6 protein-coding genes are annotated in these 5,201 nt (G+C 68.2%); 3 read left to right on the top strand and 3 right to left on the bottom strand.

Translation table 11 applies throughout. From position 1 onward, the window contains the following. Together ELR45_RS11975 and ELR45_RS11970 are read right to left on the bottom strand one after the other, a co-directional pair. Positions 1 to 335 (bottom strand): tRNA (cytidine(34)-2'-O)-methyltransferase (locus tag ELR45_RS11975; protein ID WP_240759509.1); only part of this gene is annotated, 335 nt, incomplete at its 3' end. A gap of 133 nt (positions 336 to 468) precedes the next feature. Next, entirely contained in the window at positions 469 to 849 is a 381-nt protein-coding gene (locus tag ELR45_RS11970; protein ID WP_129666227.1) for a PNPOx family protein, read from the bottom strand. Between the two features lie 297 nt (positions 850 to 1,146). Between ELR45_RS11970 and dapB the strand changes: the two genes are divergently transcribed. From dapB to ELR45_RS11955, 3 genes are all read left to right on the top strand, one after another. After that, a complete protein-coding gene (dapB, locus tag ELR45_RS11965; protein ID WP_129666225.1) occupies positions 1,147 to 1,887 on the top strand; it encodes a 4-hydroxy-tetrahydrodipicolinate reductase in 741 nt (246 codons plus the stop codon). 85 nt (positions 1,888 to 1,972) lie between these two features. Continuing rightward, on the top strand, positions 1,973 to 2,461 hold the full coding sequence (locus ELR45_RS11960; RefSeq protein WP_240759506.1) for a hypothetical protein: 489 nt from the start codon (positions 1,973 to 1,975) through the stop codon (positions 2,459 to 2,461). Positions 2,462 to 2,759: 298 nt separating this feature from the next. After that, a complete protein-coding gene (locus ELR45_RS11955; RefSeq protein WP_129666573.1) occupies positions 2,760 to 4,346 on the top strand; it encodes an alkaline phosphatase D family protein in 1,587 nt (528 codons plus the stop codon). A 175-nt stretch (positions 4,347 to 4,521) separates the two neighbouring features. Here ELR45_RS11955 and ELR45_RS11950 read toward each other — a convergent pair whose 3' ends face one another. Continuing rightward, positions 4,522 to 4,812 (bottom strand): Fe-S cluster assembly protein HesB, encoded by a 291-nt coding sequence (locus tag ELR45_RS11950; protein ID WP_129666222.1) that lies wholly within the window; start codon positions 4,810 to 4,812, stop codon positions 4,522 to 4,524. Positions 4,813 to 5,201: the final 389 nt, after the last annotated feature.

Here is a 5,201-nt window from a genome sequence, read left to right as displayed (position 1 = left end):
TCCGGCTCAGGACCGAACAGCAGCACGTCGCCCGGCGCGTAGGAGATGTCGGTGAAGCGAGTGGTGCCGCCGGTCGTGAACGCGTAGACGTGGGGCACCGTGCCGCGGGCTTGGCCCTCGTGGAGCAGGACCTTCCAGGCCGCGGCGAGGTTCGCGTGCACGCTGAGGTTCGCCAGGTCGTGGTAGTCGAGGCCCGCTCGTCGCAGTTTGGCGTCGTCGAGATCGAACCCGAGCGGCTCGACCAGGTGGAGGTGCGCACCCGTGGCGGCTACTAAACGGATCGCGTTCCCGGTGTTCGGGGGGATCCGCGGCTCGAAGAAGACGATGTTGAACACCGCGGCATCCTCCAGGCACGGAACGACAGGACGTCGACAAGTGTATGGCGGACAGGGACCCCGCTGGATTGGCGGAGCGGGGCGGTGGTGGAGCTGGGCGTGGGGACTCGTGGGGCGTGGTCGGCGTGGAGGCTCATTGGAGGTCGGCGACGAATGCCGAGCCGAAGACGCGTGTGGTCCACCTGGTGCCGACCGGAAGCGCGGTGGCATCGTTCGCTGTGACCACACGCGGGTTCTTGAGCACGTACGTGCGGCCGCACCGGATGATCCGGCCGCCGTCCGCGGCTTCGAGGTTACTCAGCCAGTCGGTGTGCCCGTAAGTCAGCGCGATCACCACGGTGCGCTTGCGGACAAAAGCCCACAGGACCGTCCGGTACTGCCGGCCGGAGCTTCGACCCCGGTGCACGACAACGGCCCATGGCGGCAGGTAGGGGGCCCACAGGCCCATGACGCGATTGGTCACGACGCGGTTGACACGAGCCAGCCAGCGCGGCAGTCGAACATGCGCCTCCATGGATCGATTGTCGTGCTTTATGTGCCGCTACGCCACGGCGAGCGTCCGCATGGGCGCTGCTTCGGAAGGTGCGCGTAGAAACGCCGGGGATTCCCTGCGGCCGTCGTCGTGCCGGAGCCGAGCCGTGCGGTGCATGAGTTCGTGCTCAGTGTCCGCCTCGTGAGCCCGGGGACACGAGGTCGTTGCGGGTCAGGGACACTAGGACGTGACGAGCAGGGCGCAGCGTGTCCGCCGGTGGAGACTCGGACAGGACGTGCGCTCGGACACGAACGTAGCGACGACCAGGGGAATGGGCAGATGGGCACACGCGTGGCAGTGATCGGTGCGGCGGGCCGGATGGGTAATGAGGTGTGCCGGGCGGTCGAAGCCGCGGAGGACCTCGAGCTTGTCGGCCGGTTCGACGTCGGTGACGAGCTCGGTGACCTCGCCGGTGCCCAGGTCGCCGTCGACTTCACCGTTCCCGATGCGACCCTGGGCAATGTCCTGCACGCGGTCGGGCGCGGTATCCACGTCGTCGTGGGCACGACAGGCTGGGACGACCAACGGCTGGGCAAGGTCCGGGAGGCTCTGGCCGCCAGCCCGCGGACCGGTGTGCTGATCGCGCCGAACTTCGCCATCGGTGCGGTGCTGACCATGAAGTTCGCGGCCGAAGCGGCACGGTTCTACGAATCCGTCGAGGTGGTCGAGCTGCACCATCCAGACAAGGTGGACGCGCCGAGCGGTACCGCCGTCCGTACCGCCCAGCTGATCGCCGACGCGCGCCACGACGCGGGGGTCCCCGCCGGCCCGGACGCGACCACGACGACGCTCGACGGGGCCCGCGGTGCTGACGTCGACGGCGTGCCGGTGCACGCGGTGCGGCTGCGTGGCCTCGTCGCCCATGAGGAGGTCCTGTTCGGGGCGGTGGGAGAGACGCTGACCCTGCGGCACGATTCGTACGATCGTGTCTCCTTCATGCCTGGTGTGCTGATCGGTGTGCGCAAGGTCGGCGAGCGCTCCGGTCTTACAGTCGGCCTCGAGTACTACCTCGACCTGTGATGCCGACGCGTCAATGTACCGACATTGTCGGGGTCATGGCCTTGACAATGTCGGTACGTCGCGGCCGGAGCGCGGAGGAATCCACGTGAACAGCGCGGCGGCGGGACACCCGAGACCGCACCGGGAACGGATCTGGGCGATCGGTATGGCTGTGCTGGTCGGCGGCTTCCTGGTGCTCGTCGTGTGGCGTGGCGTGCTGCTGCTGGACTCCGGCTCGGCGGTGGGCGTCGTCATCGGGATCGCCGTCGTCGTCCTGGCGCTTGTCGGCGCGTGGGTCCTGTGGCGCTCGGTCCTGTTCGGCCTGCGGATGCAGATGCTGGCACGCACGCTGGAGGCCGAAGGCGGGCTGCCTGTCGACGAGCTGCCGCGCCGGCCCAGTGGGCGCGCCGACCGTGAGGCGGCGGACGCCCTGTTCGAGCGGCGCAAGTCCGAGGCCGAAGCGACGCCCGAGGACTGGCGGGCGTGGTTCCGCCTCTCCCTGGCGTACGACGATGCCGGCGACCGCAGCCGCGCCCGGGACGCCGCCCGCACCGCCTACACCTTCTACAAGGCGGGCGCGGACCACGGCGAATGAGAGTAGCCCGTCCGGGCCGCCTCGAATGTGATGTTCGTCATATCAGAGGTGATCGTCGTTGGCGTCGCCGTGTTAAGCGCGCAGCGCGCCTGAGCGCAACATCACAGCCGGGCTCGAACGCGAGCGGCGCGCCGTCGGTACCTGCGTTTTCCGTTACACGGCGCGTGCTTCTGAGCGCTGACGAGTGCCCTGAACAGCCGATCAACAATCTCCTTCACCTCTTGTTTCTCTGGGGTTCGCTGCCAGGATGAGCGCACCTGTTGTGCTCAAGGTCCAACGATGGACTCCTGGAGGTTTCATGTCCGGTCATCGCCCCAGCTCGTCGCTTGATCGTCGTCGTTTCCTGTCGCTCGCGGGCGGAGGCACGTTGGCCGTCGCCTCCGCCATCGCCGGGTTCTCGAGCGCCTCGGCATGGGGTTCCCCGCGTTTCGGTGACAATCCGTTCTCACTCGGTGTCGCCTCGGGTGATCCGATGCCTGACAGTGTTGTCCTGTGGACCCGGCTCGCGCCGGACCCGCTGGCCGCCGACGGCCGCGGCGGCATGCCCGATCGGACCGTGCCCGTGCAATGGCAGATCGCGGAGGATCCGGACTTCCGTAACGTGGTGCGAGGCGGCGTGGAACGGGCGACGCCGGAGCTGGGCCACTCGGTTCACGCCGAGGTGAGCGGGCTGCGGGCGGACCGGGAGTACTGGTACCGGTTCCGCGCCGGGCGCGAGTATAGCGATGTGGGCCGGACCCGGACCGCTCCGGCGGCCGCGGCGGCGCTGTCCTCGCTGACGTTCGCCTTCGCCAGCTGCCAGAACTATCCAGACGGCCATTTCACCGCGCTGCGGCATCTGGCCGAGGAAGACCTCGACCTGGTCGTGCACCTCGGCGACTACATCTACGAAGGTGACGCGCAGGGCAGTATCGGCCGTGGCCATCTGCCCGAGGCCAAGTGTTTCTCGCTGGAGGATTACCGCATCAGGTACGGGCAGTACAAAAGCGATCCCGACCTGCAGGCCTGTCACGCCGCATTCCCGTGGGTGGTCGTCCTCGACGACCACGAGGTGGACAACAACTGGGCGAGCGACCTGGACGGCAGCGACAACAGCGACGGGTTTCTGGACCGGCGGGCGGCGGCGTTCCAGGCCTACTACGAGAACACGCCGCTGCGTCGTTCGTCGATGCCCGACGGCCCGGACATGCGGCTCTACCGGCGGCTCACGTACGGCGACCTGGCACAGTTCAACGTCGTCGACACCCGGCAGTACCGGGCCGACCAGGCGTGCGGTGACGGCCGGCAGATCGACTGCGACGACCGGCTCGACCCGTCCCGGACCATGCTCGGCGACCAGCAGGAGTCCTGGCTGCTGGACGGGCTCGCCGGCTCCGGAGCGACGTGGAATGTGATGGCGAACCAGATCTTCATGATGCAGGCCGACCATGAGGCCGGTCCCGTGCAGGCGTTCGGCATGGACACCTGGGATGGCTACGCGGGCGCGCGCAGCCGGTTGCTGTCCGAGGTTCACGAACGCGGCGTGGAGAACTTCGTCGTCGTGACCGGTGACGCGCACCGCAGCGTCGCCTCGGACCTGAAGACGGACTTCGACAATGTGGACTCTGCCACCGTCGGGACCGAGTTCCTCGGCACGTCGATCAGCTCGGGCGGCAATGGGCGGGATATGGATGACCTGGGCCGGACCTGGCTCGACGAGAACCCGCACATGAAGTTCCACAACGTACAGCGCGGCTACGCCCGCTGTGAGCTGACACCCGACGAATGGCGCACCGACTACCGGGTGGTCGAGCATGTGACGGAACCGGGCTCGGGGATATCGACGCGGGCCAGCATCTACGTAGCGGCGGGTAAGCCTGGCATCCAGCAGGTTGAACAGGGCTGACCTCAGCCCTTCGTCAGGGCATGGAAGTCAGCCGTTGCTCGGCGGGGTGCCTACCCTGGTTGTGCGGCGGGCGCCGCTCCGGCCGCACGCGCACGAGCAGTCGGCACCGTGAATCCGGCGGCGTCCCTCCTGCGGTGCGCATGTGCGGCCGGAGGTGGCGCCCCGGGATGTCCGGTCAGCTCTGCGCGGCGAGCAGGAACTGGACCTGGCCTTCCTCGCTGATCTCGGCGTCCAGGGCCTTGTCATCGAGCTCCGCGGCTGTGGCCGCGTCCACGATCACTCGGGCGCCCTCGGCCTCGATCACATGGTCTTCCGGCTGCTTCTCGGCCGTCAGCGACAGCGCGAAGGTCGGTGTCTGGTCCTCGCTGGTCGTCGATTCGATCCGTAGGCCGGTCTCCTCCGACAGGCCTGGCTGCGTCGTGAGGTTGCGGATCGCCGTGGCGGCTTGGTTGGTCATTGCCAGCATGAGTTGCTCCTCGTGCGTCGTTCGCGTCCATGGCTGAAGGATGCATCCACCATGAGATGCATCCCTATCGACATCCACGGTCCCCGCCATGACCCCGCTCTTGCAAGGCGACTGGCCGGGTTGGGGACGCCGGGAGTGAGCCGCGGTTCCGCGGGGGGCGACCCTCGTGTGCGCGTGCCCGGTGCATAGCGGCGGTTTTGGGGTGGTTGTCCCGCGGGCCGGAGTTACATCAGTCACTGTGGTCGCTGGGCGGCCCGGCCTGCCGCAACCACGGCGTCCCGAACGATCAGGGACCGCTCTCTCCAGGGAGCTGTTCGGTACGAGCATCGAGCTCAGCGTCCTCCCGCTTTCTGCCCCAGGTATGGCCGCGCCAGGTCCGCGTGTGGATG

It is taken from the genome of Phytoactinopolyspora endophytica (genome assembly GCF_004138495.1).
Classification (GTDB): domain Bacteria; phylum Actinomycetota; class Actinomycetes; order Jiangellales; family Jiangellaceae; genus Phytoactinopolyspora; species Phytoactinopolyspora endophytica.
The sequence above is the reverse complement of the archived record's forward strand: the minus strand, read 5'-3'. Positions and strand labels throughout refer to the sequence as shown.